Source organism: Burkholderia pyrrocinia, assembly GCF_001028665.1.
Taxonomy (GTDB): Bacteria; Pseudomonadota; Gammaproteobacteria; order Burkholderiales; family Burkholderiaceae; genus Burkholderia; species Burkholderia pyrrocinia.
In genome coordinates, this window is the sequence record NZ_CP011504.1 from 2,664,869 (window position 1) to 2,679,967 (window position 15,099).

The window sequence follows — 15,099 nt, forward strand, 5'->3', positions numbered from 1 at the left end:
CCGACCCTGACGTCCCGCCGCCGGCATCCATCGCCGGCGGCGGGACGTTTTCGCATCGATGCCGCTTACTGCGCGCTGCAATGCGCGACGACTTCGTCGACCGCGCGCTGCACGTCGCCGCGTCGGTAGCGCAGCAGCGCGATATCGGCCGGATCGGGTTCGTACGACACGACGTTGCCGCGCCCCGTGTAGATCGCGATGTCGGGCAGCAGCGGATGCTCCTGGTCGAGCGACGGCACATCCTGCGCGTTGCCGGCCGCGCGGAAGAACGCCGCGAAGTAGTCGGCGAAGCTGAGGTTCTCGTCGCCGACGAGGTAGGCCTTGCCCGCTTCGCCGCGCTGCAGTGCGCCCCAGATCGCTTCCGACAGCGATTGCGTCGAGATGAAGTTGCTGCCGCCGGCCGGCCCGTACACGGGCAGCCCTGCGAACTGGCCCCGTGCATAACCCGTGTATGCGGCGAACATCTCGTTGCGCAGCCCCGGCACCGACCCGACCACGAACGGCGCATTGACGCTGCACACCGCGAACGACGGCGTCGCGAGCGCGCGCACGCGCTCATCGGCGAGATGGCGCGAGCGCACGTACGGCACGGTATCGACGAGCGCGGGCGCGACCTGCGGATAGAAACTGCCGACCAGCACCGCGCGCTTCACGCCCGCGTCGCGCGCAAGCGCGAAGAAGCGCGGCACCGCGTCGACGTTCGCGCGTTCCCAGTGCGCGGCTTCGTCGGTACCGGGCGGCAGGTGGCGGATGTCGTTGCCGGCCGCGAACACGACCGCGTCGAACGGCGCGAGATCGTCGCGCGTGAAGTTGCCGGCCACGTAGTCGCGCAGCAGCACGTCGAACTGCGCGAGCGCGCTGCCGGCCGCGGGCGGCTTGCGCGCGGCGAGCGTCACGTGGTTGCCCTGCGCATGCAGGTGCAGCGCGGCGTGGCCGCCGATGAGGCCGGTACCGCCGACGATCAGGATTTTCATGGTGTCTCCGTGGCGGCGCAGGCGCGCCGCGTGAATTGAACGGGGGAAGCCGCAAACGCGTGCGCTGCGTCGCTCAGAAATTGAAGCCGTTGCCCGTGACGACGGGCATGTTGGTCCAGAAGCCGTTCGGATCGCGATACCAGCCGGCCGCCGCGAGCGCGCCGCCGTCGACGTGCAGCGTCGTGCCGGTGACCCACGCGGCGAGCGGGCTCGCAAGGAACAGCGCGGCGCCCGCGATGTCGCCGGCCGCACCGAAGCGTCCGAGCGGAATCCAGCGCGGGATGTGGTCATGGTGTTCGGCCGCGACCATCGCGCTGACGGGCACCTGCGGCGTCTCGGTGGTTTCGGGCGCGATCTGGTTCACGCGAATGCCGGCCGGCCCGAGTTCGAGCGCGAGGCTTTTCGTGAAGCCGGTCAGCGCGGCCTTGAACGACGCGTACACGGTGCAGTTCGGAATCGCGCGGAAGCCCTCGATCGACGACACGCCGACGATGCTGCCGCCCGCGCCGCGCTTGCGCAGCAACGGCAGCATCGCGCGCGTGACGATGAACACCTGGCGCAGGTTCACGTCGAACAGCCGCGCGATATCGTCGTCGGTGCAGTCGTCGAACGGTTTCGCGATCTGCAGGAAATCGCCGACGTTGTTGACGAGCACATCGAGGCCGCCGAAGCGCGCGTCGACCGTCCGCGCGAACGCATCGACCTCGTCGCGGCGCGTGACGTCCACGGTGCCGACGAGCGCGTCGACGCCCGCGGCTTCGAGCGCGTGGCGCACGTCCTGCGCGCGTGCCGCGTCGATCTCGGCCACGGCCACGCGTGCGCCCGCTGCGCCGAACGCTTCCGCACAGGCGCGGCCGATGCCCGCGCCGCCGCCGGTGACCAGCACGGTCTTGCCGGTGAATGAAATCATCGAAGGACTCCTCTGAATGGAAAAGCGTCGAGCCGCGTCACAGCGACGACACCAGTTGGGCGTTGTCGATCCGCAGTTCCGCCCCGTTCACGAAACGCGATTCGTCGGACGCAAGGAACAGCACGAGATTCGCGACGTCCTGCGGGTCGCACATGCGCGCCATCGGATCGCTGCCGATGCCGAGCGCGGCCGGATCGAGATCGGGCATCAGCGCCTGCGTCATCGGCGTCCAGATCCCGTCCGGATGGATCGAGTTGCAGCGGATCCGGTAGCCGCTGCGCTTGCAGTGCACGGCGACGCTGCGTGCGAGCGCCGTCACCGCGCCTTTCGACCCGGTGTACGCGCACATCATCGGCAGCCCGCCGAGCGCGGCGACCGACGACATCATCACGATCGAGCCCGGCGTGTCGTTGCCTTTCATCGCGCCGATCGCGTACTTGCAGCCGAGGAAATAGCCGTCCGCGTTGGTGCGCATCACGCGCCGCCACGTGTCGAGGCTCGTGTCCTCGATCGAGCCGACCGGGCAGATCGCCGCGTTGTTGACGAGCACGTCGAGACGGCCGAAGCGGTCGAGCGTCGACGCGATCGCGTGCCGCCAGCCGTCTTCGTCGGCGATGTCGTGGCGCACGAACAGCGCCGCGTCGCCGATCTCGCGGGCGAGCGCACGGCCCGCGTCCTCGTCGATGTCGGTCAGCACGACGCGCGCGCCTTCGGCGGCGAGCAGCAGCGCATCCGCGCGGCCGACGCCGCTTGCCGCGCCGGTGACCAGCGCGACCTTGTTTGCGACTCGATTCATGTGTCGGTCGATTCCTGTGAGGTTGAAAGAAGGTGGGTGCTCACGCGGCGCCCGGCGCGCGGCCGGCCTTGACCGCATCGAGCGCGGCCGTGCCGTAGAGCTGCGCGATCGTGTCGTCGACGCGCGGGTTCGTGCGCAATTCGTGGCCGCCGTCGACTGCGAAGCTCTGGCCGGTCATCCAGCCCGATTCGGGGCCTGCGAGATAGCGCACCGCATGCGCGATCGCTTGCGGTTCGCCGAGCGTGCCGAGCGGAATCTGTTCGAGAAAGCTGTCGACGAGCGCGCGGTTGTCGAACATCGGCGCGGTCGCTTCGGAGCGCGTGAGGCCCGGGCGCACCGCGTTCACGCGGATCTTCGCGCCGGCCAGCTCCTCGGCCGCGCCGCGCACGAGCGCTTCGAGCGCGGCCTTCGCGGTGCAGTACGCGGACAGCCAGCGGAAATTGATCCGCGCGGCGGTCGACGAGATGCAGACGATCGCGCCGCCGCCGCTGTCGGCCAGACGCGGCGCCGCATGACGGATCGCGGCGAACGCGCTGTGCAGGTTCAGGTCGATTTCCGCGCGGAAGCTGTCGGCGTCGTGCAGCAGCAGCGGCCGGAACCCGGCGCCGCCGACCGTCGGCACGACGATGTCGAGGCGGTTGTCGAGCGCCCACGCGAAGTCGAGCGCCGCTTGCAGGTCGGCTTCGTCGCACGCGTCGCCCGCGTGGATCGCGACGCGGCTGCCGGGCACTGCGTCGGTCAGTTGCCGCTGCGTGCGTTCGAGCGCGTCGCGGCGGCGGCCCATCAACACGACGGCCGCGCCGTCGGCGACGAGCGCGTGCGCGCAGGCCGCGCCGATGCCGCCGGCGCCGCCCGTCACGAGCGCGGTGCGGCCATCGAGGGGAAGGGAGGTGCGCATCGCTCAGCCCTCCAGCGGCAGGTCTTGCGACCAGTCGACGTGCAGCGTGCGGGCGACGAAGCGCCACGTGCCGCCGTCGAATACGCAGCGGTCGCGATAGCGGAGCCCCCAGTCGAGCTTGCGCTTCACGCCGTCGCGCACGTAGACGTGGCATGCGACGCCGTAGGTCTCGACGTCGGCCTCGCCGCCGTCGAGCGTGACGAGCTGGTTGTGCACGTGATGCTGGGTCGTCTCGTAGCGCTCGATCACGCGCATGCCCGCGACGATCGCGTCGCGGTCGTCGAAGCGGAAGCCGGGGCCGGCGAGCTGCGCATCGGCGGTGAAGAGGGAGGTGAGCCGCGGCCAGTCGCGCCGGTCGACGGCTTGCGCGTAGCGGCACGCGAGTTCGTACAGCGCGTGGCGGGGATTCGAATCGGTCATGCAGTACTCCCGTTGAAGGACGGAAAGAGTCGGCCGCGCCGCGAGTGCGGACGCGGGCGGCATTGCGACGTCGATGCGCAGGTTCGCATCGAACCGATCGGGACTCGTCATCCATACGGAGCAGGGCGAGGGTCGGGGAAAACACCGGGGCGGGCTGCCGCACGCGGTTCGATGGCGCATCGATGGCGCGGCGCAACAACCGATGCGCGGCATGCGTCCGACGATTGGCGCGGCCTGTTACGAAAGGCGCGCGACGTGCCGCGTTTGCGCCATGCGTGTGAATCGGCGGTTCGCGATGTTGCGACGCGGCACGTCACTCGCGCGCCGCTCAGCGTTTGCCCCTAGTCGAAACGGACGATGGCCGGCGGCCGGGCGCTGGCTACCGTGCAGTCATCCGGTGCGGCATGCGATGCGCGCCGGACACGAACCGCACGAGCGGCCAACCGGAGGGGACGACGATCATGAGACTGACGACTCGCAAACTGTGCGTATTGGCGATGGGCACGTTCGCTGCCATGGCAATGGCGCGATACGGAGCCGACCAGGTCCCGTCTCCGCCGTATGCGGCCGGCATCCTGCAATGTCGCTCGGTCGACCCGAACGGCCTGCCGACCGGTTGCGTGCCGATCGACCCGTCGCACTTCGGTTTCGCCGCGTTGCGCGGCATGTGACGCCGGCGCGGCCGCGCGCCGCGCCGGCCGGACGCCGCCGCGACGCGACAGCGCACGGGCAGCTTTCGCCGGGGGCGCCAAGTAATCGTTGCGCATCGGCCAGGCTGCGCGGCCGGTCCCGCTTCACGCCGTTCGACTTTCGCCGCGCCCGACACGGCGCACGGCTTGCATCAACACCACAGCGTGCTCTTAACGGCAACGCGACAACGCGGCACCGTGACGACGCGATAACTCGGCGCAGTGACAACGTATCGACCCCCACGTCAGGCGACCAGCCCGGCACGCCAGCGTCACGCTCCTCGTTTCCCGCAGATTTCCTTCACGCTGACCCATTCTCCATGTCATCCGACTATTCCCTGACCCGCCCCCTGAACGCCCGCGACGTGCATCGCTGGGACGCCGAACACGATGTCGTGATCGTCGGCTTCGGCGCGGCCGGCGCGTGCGCGGCGATCGAAGCCGCGAGCGTCGGCGCCGATACGCTGATCGTCGAACGCGCATCGAGCTACGGCGGCACGAGCGCGTTGTCGGGCGGCGAGATCTACCTCGGCGGCAGCGGCGGCACGCCTGCCCAGCGGCAGGCCGGCTTTACCGACGACACCGAGGACCTGTATCGCTACCTGATGCTCGCGGGCGGCCGCGACGCCGACGACGCCAAGGTGCGCCTCTACGCGAACGAGAGCCTTGCACACCACGACTGGCTCGTCGCGCAGGGGCTCACGTACAAGAACACGTTCATCGCCGAGCGGATCGTCGAACCGGAAACCGACGACTGCCTGATCTGGTCGGGCAGCGAGGAAGCCTGGCCGTTCAGCGAGGCCGCGAAACCGTGCCCGCGCGGCCACACGCCGCAATGGCCGGGCTGGGGCGGCGGGCAGATGCTGATGCGCGTGCTGGCCGAACGCGTGGCGGCGCTCGGCGTCGCGACGCGCTACGACACGCGCGCGCTCGCGCTGATCGTCGACGATGGCGGCACGGTGTGCGGCGTCGTGCTGCGTGCGTATGGCGACACGGTGTTCGTGCGTGCGCGTGGTGCGGTGATCCTGTGTGCGGGCGGCTTCGCGATGAACCGCGACATGGTGCGCCGGCATGCGCCGCAGTTCCTGCGCTCGGACGAGCCGATCGGCAGCCCCGGCGACGACGGCTCGGGCATCCTGCTCGGCCAGAGCGCGGGCGGCGCGGCGATCCACATGGACCAGGGTTTCGTCAGCCTGCCGTTCTACGCGCCCGAATCGCTGATCAAGGGCATTTTCGTGAACGCGCGCGGGCAGCGCTTCATCAACGAGGACGGTTATCACGGCCGCACGGGCCATCATGCGTTCCACCAGGCCGACGACCGGATCTACCTGCTCGTCGACCACGCGACTTATCAGGAACCGCCCGCGATCGCGCGGATCGGCATCGCGGCGGCCGGCGAAACGTGGGAGGAGGTCGAACGCGACCTGCAGATGCCGGCCGGCACGCTGACGGCGACCGTCGACGTGTACAACCGCCATGCAGCCGAAGGCGCCGATCCGCTGTTCCACAAGGCGAAGAAGTGGCTGCAGCCGCTGATCGAACCGCCGTTCGTCGCGCTCGATTGCCGGATCGACTACGCGTTTTATCCGCATTTCACGCTCGGCGGGCTCGACACGCTGCCGACCGGGCAGGTGCTCGATGCGGCGCGCGTGCCGGTGCCGGGCCTCTATGCGGCCGGCCGCACGACGTGCGGGCTGCCGCGCTGGGGCGCCGGCTACAGTTCGGGGCTGTCGCTGGCCGACGCGACGTTCTTCGGCCGGCAGGCCGGCCGTCACGCGGCGCACGCGGTGCGCGACGCATTGCGCAGCGCCGCGTAGCGTCGCCGCAAATGAACGACGCCCCGGGCAATCGATCGCATTGCCCGGGGCGTCGTCGTTTCAAGCGGTCAAGCGGTGAAGCAGTTAAGCAGTCAAACGACCAACCGTCCGTCAGCCGAGATCGAGCGCGTTCGTGAGATCGCCCGGCGGCGGCTCGCCGCGCGCGGCGAACGCGTTGTTGCGCGCGGCCACGCCGTCGAGCGGCGCGAGCCCGTGCACGCGGCTGATGAGGCGCAGGATCGAGTTCGTGTCGTACAGCGTGTGATCGACGTAACCCTTCTTCGCGAACGGCGAGATCACGAGCGCCGGAATCCGCGAGCCCGGCCCCCAGCGGTCGCCGACCGGCGGCGCAACGTGATCCCACCAGCCGCCGTTCTCGTCGTGCGTCATCACGATCACGGTGTTGTCCCATTGCGGCCCGCGCCGGATATGGTCGATCACGGTCGCGATGTGGCGGTCGCCCGATTCGATGTCCGCGTAGCCCGCGTGCATGTTCAGGTTGCCCTGCGGCTTGTAGAACGTGACGGCCGGCAGGCGGCCCGCGTCGATGTCGGCGATGAAGCGGTTCGTCGACGGCTCGTCGCCGAGCCCTGCATCACGAAGGTGCCGCTGGCGCGCTTCGGTGCCCGGCGCGAAGTTGCGGAAGTAGTTGAACGGCTGGTGGTGGTACTGGAAATCGGGCACGGTGCCCGTGTCGCGATGCTCGAGCGCGTATTGCCACGCACCGCTGTACCACGCCCAGTCGATGTTCTTCTCCGACAGGCGGTCGCCGATCGTCGCGTAGCCCTGCGGCGGCAGCACGCGATGGTCGTCCGGATCCGCATACGCGGCATTGCCCGGGTCGGGCGGCGGCACGTAGCTCGGCTGGTACGGCGGCGCCATCGTGTTCACGCCGTAACCGTCGGGCGTCAGCGGGCCGTCGCCCGCGAACTTCGGCGGGCCGTCGAGCGCGGATGCCGGCGAATCGGCGGCGAGCGCGAGGCGCGTGCCGGCCGGATCGTCGCCTTCGACCTTCGACAGCAGCTTCGCCGCGTGCGGATGCTTGTGCGCGTCCGGATACCGCGGCGCCTGCGCGGAAATCAGGAACATGTGGTTCAGCCACGAACCGCCGAAAGCCGCCATGAAGAAGTTGTCGCACAGCGTGTATTGGCGCGCGAGATTCCACAGCCGCAGCGTGTCGGCCGAATTGCGGTAGTGGCCCATCACGAGGCCGCCCGAATCGGCCCACGCGGCGAACTGGTCGTTGCGGCCGGCCGCGATCTGCATCTGGTTCTGGTAGAAGCGGTGCCACAGGTCGCGCGTGATCACGCCGTTCGGCAGCGGCTTGCCCTGCGCGTCGGCGATCCGGAACGGCGCGTTCGGCAGCTTGTCGAGGTCGCGCTCGGCGATCGCGTAGCGCTTGCCGTCCACTTCCTGCGCCTGCGGCACGAGCCCGCCCCAGATCTTCGGCAGCACGGGCAGCAGCGTCTTGCCGTCGCGGTCGAGCTGCTGCGCGTGCTCGGGCCGCACCTCGCTCAGCGGATGGCGCACGCCCGGGAAATCGCCGTACAGGTTCGCGAAGCTGCGGTTTTCCGCATAGATCACGACGATGTGGCGCACGCGCTGGCGCAATGCTTCGTCGATGCGCAGGTCGGCGGCGGAGCGCGGCGCGCTGCCCGCCGTGGTTTCACAGCCGCTGAGCGCGACACCGGCACCGAGTGCGGCGAGGCCGCCGAGCACACGGCGGCGGTCGGGATCGGCGGGAAGGTCGTCGGGGCGATCGGGGGTGTCGGTCACGTCGTGGGCTCCTCGAATGAGCGGGTTGGCGATGTCGTTCGATGCGCGGCGGCGTCGCTCAGGCTGCCGCGATGCGGGACGGAAAGCAACGGCCGGCATGGCGCAACCAGCGCGCGCGGCTCATTTGTCATAAAAAGGTCACGAACGCGACTATAACGCGACGGGGGCCGCCGACGAAAGGTGTTTGTCGGACGATTCGACTCGCGCGGCAGGCGATGCGCGACGCCCGCGCGGGGACTAGACTGAATTCAGGGGCGGCACGTCGCGGCGTGCCGCCCGGGCGAGGATCGCCCGACGGCGCCGGCCGACGGCGCCGCCGCGGCGTCATCGATGCGACGAAACGAGGCGACACAGCGAGGCGACGATGACGCGGATGTTTGCCGTTTCCGCATGGCCGCCGATGCCGCGCGCCGGTCGCGCGCGGTTGCCCGCGTGAGCGCGCGCCGCACCGCGCGTGCGGCCGGGCCGATGCCATGGACAAGAAATTCGACTACCCGGGATTGCTGATCGCGGCGGGCTTCTTCGTGCTGTTCGCCGCGCAGTTGCTGATGCTGCACCCGGCGTCGGCGTCGATCGCATACAGCGATTTCCACCGGCTCGTCGCCGCGCGGCTCGTCGACGATCTCGAGGTCGGCCCCGCGTCGATCACGGGCACGCTGAAGATGCCGCAGGCCGCCACGGTGCTGCCGGCGTCCGAAGCCGCGGCCGTGCAGCAGGCCGGCGCGCCGTGGCGCTTCACGACCAACCGCGTGACCGACGAGCACCTGACCGACACGCTGACCGCCGCCGGCATCCGCTATCACGGCACGCCCGACACGGGCTGGATCGCGTCGCTCGCGTCGTGGCTGCTGCCGCTCGTGCTGTTCGTGTTCGTGTGGAACATGATGCTGCGAAAGCGCGGCGGGCTGCAGGACTTCACCGGAATGGGCAAGAGCCGCGCGCGCGTGTACGTGCAGCAGGAAACCGGCATCACGTTCGACGACATCGCCGGCATCGACGAGGCGAAGGCCGAACTGCAGCAGCTCGTCGCGTTCCTGCGCAACCCCGACCGCTACCAGCGGCTCGGCGGCAAGATCCCGAAGGGCGTGCTCGTCGTCGGCGCGCCGGGCACGGGCAAGACGCTGCTCGCGCGCGCGGTGGCCGGCGAGGCGGCCGTGCCGTTCTTCTCGATCAGCGGCTCGGCGTTCGTCGAGATGTTCGTCGGCGTGGGCGCCGCGCGCGTGCGCGACCTGTTCGAGCAGGCGCAGCAGAAGGCGCCGTGCATCGTGTTCGTCGACGAGCTCGATGCGCTCGGCAAGGTGCGCGGCGTCGGCCCGACGTCGGGCAACGACGAACGCGAGCAGACGCTCAACCAGCTGCTCGTCGAGATGGACGGCTTCCAGGCCGGCTCCGGCGTGATCATCATGGCCGCGACGAACCGGCCGGAGATCCTCGATCCCGCGCTGCTGCGGCCGGGCCGCTTCGATCGCCACATCGCGATCGACCGGCCCGACGTGAACGGCCGCCGGCAGATCCTCGGCGTGCACGTGAAGCGCGTGAAGCTCGCGGCCGAGGTCGACCTCGGCGAACTCGCGTCGCGTACGCCGGGCTTCGTCGGCGCCGATCTCGCGAACGTCGTCAACGAGGCTGCGCTGCATGCGGCCGAACTCGGCAAGCCGGCGATCGGCATGGCCGACTTCGACGAGGCGATCGACCGCGCGTTGACGGGCCTCGAGCGCAAGAGCCGCGTGATGAACGCGCAGGAAAAGCTGACCATCGCGTATCACGAGGCCGGCCATGCGCTCGTCGCGGAAAGCCGCGCGCATTGCGATCCGGTGAAGAAGGTGTCGATCATTCCGCGCGGCGTCGCCGCGCTCGGCTACACGCAGCAAGTGCCGACCGAGGATCGCTACGTGCTGCGCAGGAGCGAGCTGCTCGACCGGATCGATGCACTGCTCGGCGGGCGGGTCGCCGAAGAGCTTGTGTTCGGCGACGTGTCGACGGGCGCGCAGAACGATCTCGAACGCGCGACCGCGATGGCGCGCCACATGGTCATGCAGTACGGGATGAGCGAGAAGATCGGCCTCGTGACGTTCGACGACGCCGATGCGCGCCAGGGCATGCCCGGCGCATGGCATGCGGGCGCCGGACGCTGCAGCGAGCACACGGCACGGATGATCGACGACGAAGTGCACACGCTGCTGGCCGACGCGCATGCGCGGGTGGCGGCGACGCTCGGCGAACGCCGCGATGCGCTCGAACGCATCGCGCGACGGCTGCTGCAATGCGAAGTGCTCGAACGAGACGCGCTGCAGGCGCTGATCGACGGGCGTATCGAACCGTCGTCCGCGGCAGCGGCACCCGACGGCGATGCCGGCCCGCGCGGCGACGCGCTCGCGCCCGAGCAGGCGTCGGCGGTCGAGCGCGATTTCATCGCGTACGGGCCGCGTCGCGAGCCCGAACGCTGAATGCGCTGCAAGCCTGCGAACGGCGCGTGCCGATGCGGCGCTGCGCCGGAATTCCTTTCCCCCTTTCCAGTTACGGAGTCGCCATGAGCGAGCCGCACGTATCGGTCAAGGTCGCGCAGCAGGCGCGTTTTTGTTTCGAAGTCACGTTTGCCGGCACGACGCTGTCGCCGGTGCTCATCGACGAGCCGCCGCCGCTCGGCGACGGGCGCGGGCCGAATCCGGTCCGGCTGCTTGCCGCGGCGGTCGCGAGCTGTCTTGCGGCGAGCCTGCTGTTTGCGCTGAAAAAGCAGCACGTCGATCCGCAGCCGATTGCCGCGCATATCGACGTCGACATGGTGCAGAACGAATCGGGCAGGGTGCGCGTGGGCGCGATGGCGGTGCGGCTGTCGATCGGAAAAGCGTGGGCCGATCTCGCGGCGGCGACGCGCGTGCTCGACCGGTTCGATGCGTATTGCGTGGTGACCGAGAGCATGCGCGCGGGCATCCCGATCTCGGTCGACCTGTGCGATGCCAACGGCGCGGCGCTCGAATAGGCAGCGACGGATGCGTGAGTGCGGTCAGTGCTCGGTGGCCGCGGCGACTTCGGCCGCTTCCGCGAGCGCTTCGAGAAAACGCGTGCGCCACCAGTGCACGTCGGTCTTGCGCACGATCGCCATCAGCGCGGAGTGGCGCTGGCGACGCTCTTCGAGCGGCATCGTGAGCGCGCGCTGGATCGCCTGCGCGGTGCCTTGCGTGTCGTACGGATTGACGAGCAGCGCCGGCTTCAACTGCTCGGCCGCGCCCGCGAAACGCGACAGCACGAGCACGCCCGGGTCGGCCGCGTCCTGCGCGGCGAGGAATTCCTTCGCGACGAGGTTCATCCCGTCGCGCAGCGGCGTGACGAGCGCGACGCGGCTCGCGCGATAGAGGCCCGGCAAGCGCTTGCGCGCGACGGTGCGGTGGATGTAGCGCATCGGCATCCATTCGAGTTCGCCGTAGTCGCCGTTGATCGCGCCGCACAGGCTGTCCATCTCGCGCCGCAGGTCGTCGTACGCGCCGAGATCCTCGCGGCTCGGCGCGGCGATCTGGATCAGCGTCGCTCGGTTGCGGTTCTCCGGATACTGTTCGAGCAACTGGCGGAATGCATGCACGCGCTGCGGCAGCCCTTTCGTGTAGTCGAGCCGGTCGACGCCGACGAGCAACTGGCGGCGCGAATATTCGTCGCGCATCCGGTCGAACATGTCGATGCCGTCGCGATCGCGGGCGAGCGCCTCGAACTCGTCGACGTTGATGCCGATCGGAAACGCGCCGGCCGACAGCGTGCGGCCGAACGCGCGCAGGCGGCCGTCGGGCAGCCGCGCGGCGCCGGCTTCCGCTTCGACGTAATGCTCGAAGTGGAGCAGATCCGATTCGGTCTGGAAGCCGACGAGGTCGTACGCGAACAGCGAGCGCATCAGCCACTCGTGTTCCGGGATCGCGGCCATGATCGGCGGCGGCGGCATCGGGATGTGCAGGAAGAAGCCGATCGGATTCGTGCAGCCCATCGCGCGCAGCTCGGCGGCGAGCGGAATCAGCTGGTAGTCGTGTACCCAGACGATGTCGTCGGGCCGCAGCAGCGTGCGCAGCTTGCGCGCGAACAACTGGTTCACGCGCCGGTAGCCGTCGGCGAAGCGCCGGTCGAACTGCGCGAGATCGAGCCGGTAGTGAAACACCGGCCACAGCACGTTGTTCGAGTAGCCGAGGTAGTACGCGTCGTAATCCTGCGGATCGAGATCGATCGTCGCAAGCTGGATGCCGCCGACGTTCTGGATCTGCACCTCGTCGCCATGCGAGGGCTGATCGTCGCCGCCGCGTAGCCTGCCGCTCCAGCCGAACCATACGCCGCCGGTTTCCTGCAGGCTGTCCTTCACGGCGACGGCGAGGCCGCCGGCCGCGGCTTTACGGGGGTCTGCGATGCGATTGGATACGACGACGAGTCGGCTCACCAGCTCTCCTGACGATTGTTGGGGGAAAGGTTCGTGCGGCCGGCGGCGCGAAGCGGACGCCGCCATCGGCGTGCTGCGATGGGGCCGCAATGCGATCGGACGGGAGTCAGGGCACGCGATTCGCCGTCCGAACGGGGAGTGCTTTTTTTAGGATACTCGTCATTCGCCAGTTTTAAAAGGCTCCATCGGCGAGCGACGCGGGCGCGAGTGGAGCGCGATATCCATGACATCGGTGTGGCAACGCTCGATGCAAAGGCGGGATCGAAGCTTGCGCGGCGCTGCAAACGCAGCGTGTGCACTGCACGGCAGCGGATGGGGATAATCCGGCGCGATCGTTCGTGCCGGTGTGCGTGCATGAGTGCCGCATGCGCACTTTCGCACACGTGCACGCGCACGATGCCGCGTCGATCGACGGCGAAGGCTTTCGATACATCTACGCCGATGCGCGGCCTACATGCATGCGTGCCGCGAATGTGCGGCACGGATCGGCGTCGCGCGATGTCGTGCGCGCGTATTTGGTCCGCTGGATGACGACGATGCGCAGCCGCACCGCGTGCCGCGCGCGGCCGCGCATCGCGCGGTACGCGCAAGCGCGAACGCGATGCAGGCGGACAACCGGAACAGCATGCGCATCGTCATCGCCTTGCCGCATCCATTACGCGGCGGCCGGCTGCCAGCGACGCGTGTCGGCCTCATGCGCGTGCGCGCCCGGCGACGTCGCGTGCGCGCCGGACGGCATCCGGAACGCGGCGACCGTTTCCGACAGCTCGCGGCCCTGCGCTTCCAGCGACTTCGATGCGGCGGCGGCCTGCTCGACGAGCGCCGCGTTCTGCTGGGTCGTCTCGTCCATCTGCGTGATCGTCAGGTTCACCTGGTCGATGCCGCGGCTCTGCTCGGCCGACGCGGCCGCGATCTCACCCATGATGTCCGTCACGCGCGCAACCGCCTGCGTGACGTCGGACATCGTCTTGCCGGCTTCACCCGCGAGCGCCGAGCCGTCCTGGATCGTCTGCACCGACGCGGAGATCAGCTCCTTGATTTCCTTCGCCGCCGTCGACGAACGCTGCGCGAGACTGCGCACCTCGCTCGCGACGACCGCGAAGCCGCGGCCCTGTTCGCCCGCACGTGCAGCTTCGACGGCCGCGTTCAGCGCGAGGATGTTGGTCTGGAACGCGATGCCTTCGATGATGCCCGTGATGTCGGCGATCTTCGACGAGCTTTGGCCGATTTCCGTCATCGTGTCGACCACGCGGCCGACCACCGAGCTGCCGCGCTGCGCGACATCCGACGCATTCGCGGCGAGCGTGCTGGCCTGTTGCGCGTTTTCCGCGTTCAGCCGCACCGTCGACGTGAATTCCTCCATCGTCGCGGCGGTTTCCTGCAGCGACGCGGCCTGTTCCTCGGTGCGCTGGCTCAGGTCGAGGTTGCCCGACGCGATCTCGCCCACCGCATGCGCGATGCTGTTCGACGAATCGCGCACGCGGCCGACGATGCCGATCAGCCGCTCGTTCATCGTCCGCAGCGCGTCGAGCAGGTCGCGCGTTTCGTCGTTGCCGGTCACCTGGATGCGGCTGCCGAGATCGCCGTTCGCCACCGTGCGCGCGACGTCCACGGCCGAGCCGATCGGCGCCGTGATCTTGCGCGTGAGCCACAGGCCGCCGCAGGCCGCGATCGCGACGGCGATCAGGCTGATGCCGGCCAGCACGTTGCGCTCCATCGCGTAGCGGTCCGCGAATTGCTGCGCGATCGCGACTTCGCGTTCATGCGTATAAGCCGCGTACGCGTCGGTCGCGCGCACCAGCTGCGCGAGCAGCGGGCGGCAATTTTCGTCGATGTCGGCGGTCGCCTCGTCTTTCTTGCCGGCCTGCGCGAGCCCGACGATGCGCAGCGCGACCGGCCCGTAGCGGGTTTCGATGCGCACGATGTCGGCCACCAGTTCGCGCGCGCGATCGGATGTGTCGGTCGCGTTCGCCATCATCTCCTTGAGCTTCGCGAGATGTTCCTGCACGTCCTTGTGCGCCTGGTTCACTTCGGCCAGTTCGAGCTCGATGTCGGAGGGTTTGGTCACGAGCACGAGATTGCGCGCGGCGATCGCGCGCCGGTCGACCGCGGTGCGGATTTGCGCGGACAGGTTCGCCCGCGCGTTGATGCCGTTCATGTAGCGGGAAAACTCGGCGTTCGTATCGGACAGCGCCTTGAGGGCCATGCCCGACACGATCACGACGACCGCGGCGAGCAGGCCGAAGCCGCCAAGGAGTTTTGTTTTGATGCTCATTCTGGCGATTTTCACGTTGTGCCCCTGTGCGTGTGGTTGGCAAATGGAATTTATTGTTCGACCAGATACGGGCTCGTGCCGACATTAACGGGTATGCAGAATGATTCTTTAGCCTTCGAAAACCCTGATATTG

At 69.1% G+C, this 15,099-nt stretch carries 12 protein-coding genes; 4 read left to right on the plus strand and 8 right to left on the minus strand.

Annotation, left to right across the window (positions count from 1 at the left end):
- Positions 1 to 65: 65 nt before the first annotated feature.
- The 5 genes from ABD05_RS28015 to ABD05_RS28035 all read right to left on the minus strand — a co-directional run bounded on the left by ABD05_RS28015 (position 66) and on the right by ABD05_RS28035 (position 3,998).
- Positions 66 to 974, minus strand: a complete 909-nt coding sequence (locus tag ABD05_RS28015; RefSeq protein WP_047903205.1) for an NAD-dependent epimerase/dehydratase family protein — start codon at positions 972 to 974, stop codon at positions 66 to 68.
- Between the two features lie 73 nt (positions 975 to 1,047).
- A complete protein-coding gene (locus ABD05_RS28020; protein ID WP_047903206.1) occupies positions 1,048 to 1,884 on the minus strand; it encodes an SDR family NAD(P)-dependent oxidoreductase in 837 nt (278 codons plus the stop codon).
- Between the two features lie 37 nt (positions 1,885 to 1,921).
- A complete protein-coding gene (locus ABD05_RS28025; RefSeq protein ID WP_047903207.1) occupies positions 1,922 to 2,680 on the minus strand; it encodes an SDR family oxidoreductase in 759 nt (252 codons plus the stop codon).
- A gap of 40 nt (positions 2,681 to 2,720) precedes the next feature.
- Positions 2,721 to 3,578, minus strand: coding sequence for an SDR family NAD(P)-dependent oxidoreductase (locus tag ABD05_RS28030; protein WP_047903208.1), 858 nt, complete (start codon positions 3,576 to 3,578; stop codon positions 2,721 to 2,723).
- 3 nt (positions 3,579 to 3,581) lie between these two features.
- Positions 3,582 to 3,998 carry a nuclear transport factor 2 family protein gene (locus ABD05_RS28035; RefSeq protein WP_047903854.1) on the minus strand — a complete coding sequence of 139 codons (417 nt, stop codon included), beginning with the start codon at positions 3,996 to 3,998 and terminating at the stop codon, positions 3,582 to 3,584.
- A gap of 461 nt (positions 3,999 to 4,459) precedes the next feature.
- On the opposite strand from ABD05_RS28035, the gene ABD05_RS28040 reads away from it, so the two are divergent.
- Together ABD05_RS28040 and ABD05_RS28045 are read left to right on the plus strand one after the other, a co-directional pair.
- Positions 4,460 to 4,669 carry a hypothetical protein gene (locus ABD05_RS28040; RefSeq protein WP_047903855.1) on the plus strand — a complete coding sequence of 70 codons (210 nt, stop codon included), beginning with the start codon at positions 4,460 to 4,462 and terminating at the stop codon, positions 4,667 to 4,669.
- A 338-nt stretch (positions 4,670 to 5,007) separates the two neighbouring features.
- A complete protein-coding gene (locus ABD05_RS28045) occupies positions 5,008 to 6,504 on the plus strand; it encodes an FAD-dependent oxidoreductase (RefSeq protein WP_047903209.1) in 1,497 nt (498 codons plus the stop codon).
- A 111-nt stretch (positions 6,505 to 6,615) separates the two neighbouring features.
- Here ABD05_RS28045 and ABD05_RS28050 read toward each other — a convergent pair whose 3' ends face one another.
- Positions 6,616 to 8,280, minus strand: coding sequence for an acid phosphatase (locus ABD05_RS28050; RefSeq protein WP_047903210.1), 1,665 nt, complete (start codon positions 8,278 to 8,280; stop codon positions 6,616 to 6,618).
- Positions 8,281 to 8,753: 473 nt separating this feature from the next.
- Here ABD05_RS28050 and ftsH point away from each other — a divergent pair, with 473 nt between their 5' ends.
- Positions 8,754 to 10,727 (plus strand): ATP-dependent zinc metalloprotease FtsH, encoded by a 1,974-nt coding sequence (ftsH, locus tag ABD05_RS28055; RefSeq protein ID WP_047903211.1) that lies wholly within the window; start codon positions 8,754 to 8,756, stop codon positions 10,725 to 10,727.
- Between the two features lie 83 nt (positions 10,728 to 10,810).
- Positions 10,811 to 11,260, plus strand: a complete 450-nt coding sequence (locus ABD05_RS28060) for an OsmC family protein (protein WP_047903212.1) — start codon at positions 10,811 to 10,813, stop codon at positions 11,258 to 11,260.
- 24 nt (positions 11,261 to 11,284) lie between these two features.
- Here ABD05_RS28060 and otsA read toward each other — a convergent pair whose 3' ends face one another.
- On the minus strand, positions 11,285 to 12,691 hold the full coding sequence (gene otsA / locus ABD05_RS28065) for an alpha,alpha-trehalose-phosphate synthase (UDP-forming) (RefSeq protein WP_047903213.1): 1,407 nt from the start codon (positions 12,689 to 12,691) through the stop codon (positions 11,285 to 11,287).
- 655 nt (positions 12,692 to 13,346) lie between these two features.
- Positions 13,347 to 14,966, minus strand: a complete 1,620-nt coding sequence (locus ABD05_RS28070; protein WP_082146244.1) for a methyl-accepting chemotaxis protein — start codon at positions 14,964 to 14,966, stop codon at positions 13,347 to 13,349.
- Between the last annotated feature and the right edge of the window lie 133 nt (positions 14,967 to 15,099).

Bases quoted from the DNA above. Each gene is read 5' to 3' on its own strand.
- ABD05_RS28015 (WP_047903205.1), bottom strand. From the start codon at position 974: ATGAAAATCCTGATCGTCGGCGGTACCGGCCTCATCGGCGGCCACGCC.
- ABD05_RS28020 (WP_047903206.1), bottom strand. From the start codon at position 1,884: ATGATTTCATTCACCGGCAAGACCGTGCTGGTCACCGGCGGCGGCGCG.
- ABD05_RS28025 (WP_047903207.1), bottom strand. From the start codon at position 2,680: ATGAATCGAGTCGCAAACAAGGTCGCGCTGGTCACCGGCGCGGCAAGC.
- ABD05_RS28030 (WP_047903208.1), bottom strand. From the start codon at position 3,578: ATGCGCACCTCCCTTCCCCTCGATGGCCGCACCGCGCTCGTGACGGGC.
- ABD05_RS28035 (WP_047903854.1), bottom strand. From the start codon at position 3,998: ATGACCGATTCGAATCCCCGCCACGCGCTGTACGAACTCGCGTGCCGC.
- ABD05_RS28040 (WP_047903855.1), top strand. From the start codon at position 4,460: ATGAGACTGACGACTCGCAAACTGTGCGTATTGGCGATGGGCACGTTC.
- ABD05_RS28045 (WP_047903209.1), top strand. From the start codon at position 5,008: ATGTCATCCGACTATTCCCTGACCCGCCCCCTGAACGCCCGCGACGTG.
- ftsH (WP_047903211.1), top strand. From the start codon at position 8,754: ATGGACAAGAAATTCGACTACCCGGGATTGCTGATCGCGGCGGGCTTC.
- ABD05_RS28060 (WP_047903212.1), top strand. From the start codon at position 10,811: ATGAGCGAGCCGCACGTATCGGTCAAGGTCGCGCAGCAGGCGCGTTTT.
- ABD05_RS28070 (WP_082146244.1), bottom strand. From the start codon at position 14,966: ATGAGCATCAAAACAAAACTCCTTGGCGGCTTCGGCCTGCTCGCCGCG.